The 1,304-nt window shown below is 38.5% G+C and carries 3 protein-coding genes; 1 reads left to right on the top strand and 2 read right to left on the bottom strand.

From position 1 onward, the window contains the following. A partial coding sequence (locus tag LACPOB_RS12955) for a beta-propeller fold lactonase family protein (protein ID WP_152416261.1) occupies window positions 1-184 on the bottom strand: 184 nt, incomplete at its 3' end. A 187-nt stretch (window positions 185-371) separates the two neighbouring features. Here LACPOB_RS12955 and LACPOB_RS0102950 point away from each other — a divergent pair. Then, window positions 372-731: a PTS glucitol/sorbitol transporter subunit IIA gene (locus LACPOB_RS0102950; RefSeq protein ID WP_017867345.1), complete on the top strand. Its 360-nt coding sequence runs from the start codon at window positions 372-374 to the stop codon at window positions 729-731. Between the two features lie 255 nt (window positions 732-986). On the opposite strand, the gene LACPOB_RS12950 is transcribed toward LACPOB_RS0102950, so the two are convergent. Next, window positions 987-1,304, bottom strand: a 318-nt coding sequence (locus tag LACPOB_RS12950; RefSeq protein WP_040532675.1) for an IMP dehydrogenase, incomplete at its 5' end; no start/stop codon positions are given.

Below are 1,304 nucleotides of genomic sequence, written 5' to 3'. Positions count from 1 at the left end.
GTCCGCCGGCAGAAGTGATCGCAATTAAATCATCGTTTTGTGTCAGCCGCACGTAAGTTGGCCCACCGATTTTAACTGCGAGTTGTGGATCGCTGATTTTACTTTGCTCTGTGTCTAAATATGCTGAATATATACCCTGGCTGGTTTTGCGGGTATACGTACCAAAAAAGATTTGTTCTTTCATAAAATGCTTAGCCACTTCCTTTCATGTTATCAAGTTAAAGTATAGCATTCAAAAAGGTTGGCGTCTTTGTTTACGGATTATTTTTAGGTAAAATTTATCAGACAAATAATTACGGTGAAAGAGTTTTTACGTACTTATTAATGCTAAAATAATAAATGAAAATGTTTTTTTGAAAGAGGTTAGTATTATGCTTAAGACTAGGGTCACGTCAATCGGAAAAAATGCTGGTTCAAAAGAAGATGGGTTGATCATTTTATTTGACGACTCCGCTTCGGATAAATTACGAGATGTTTCGATGATCCATGAGAAACTTGCTGATTTTGAACAAAATTATGATTTAACAGTGGGTCAAAAAGTTACGTTTGATGAACAAGAGTATGAGATCACTTATGTGGGTCCGTTGGTTGAAAGCAATCTGATGTCGATCGGACATACTATTTTCGACTTTCATGAAGTTCCGACAGATCCGCGGCCGAATTCCATTTATTTACGTCCACACGGTGAGCCTGATGTACACGTTGGGACCGTGATCACCTTTGGTAAGTGATGTCTGGTAATTAAGGATGGGACTGGGACAAAACTATTTTTGATAAAGAAATAACACGAAATTTTCCAAAAGTTAGAAAATCCCGTGTTTCTTTTTTATTAAACTAGAAACGTTTTGTCCCAGTCTTATTTTAAATGAGCTTCGCCTGGCAGAAGGTTGTACCTAACTAACTAGCTGGCTCTAATGCCAAAAACGCATTATACCCAGCTAGTCAATTAGTGCTCACCTTCAAAACGCCACGCTCCGCTCTTTATTTTAGATGGTATCGCCGTTAAAAATCGAATTCTTGACGATCACGTAATCAACCTTGCGTAGGGCTTTTAAAGAACGACCGCCAGAATAAGAAATTGAAGACTGTAGATCTTCTTGCATTTCACGTAAAGTATTGGCAATACTGCCACGATATGGGACCAATAATTTTTTGCCTTCCACATTCTTATATTCACCTTTTTGGTATTGTGAAGCCGAACCAAAGTAAGTTTTGAATTTTTGCCCATTTTCTTCTACGACATCACCAGGAGTTTCGGTATGTCCGGCAAATAAGGAGCCGATCATGACCATGGAGGCACCAAA

Origin of the sequence: Ligilactobacillus pobuzihii E100301 = KCTC 13174 (assembly GCF_000349725.1) — a bacterium.
GTDB lineage: Bacteria > Bacillota > Bacilli > Lactobacillales > Lactobacillaceae > Ligilactobacillus > Ligilactobacillus pobuzihii.
Note: the sequence above shows the minus strand (reverse complement) of the source record. Positions and strands in the feature narration are given on the sequence as shown.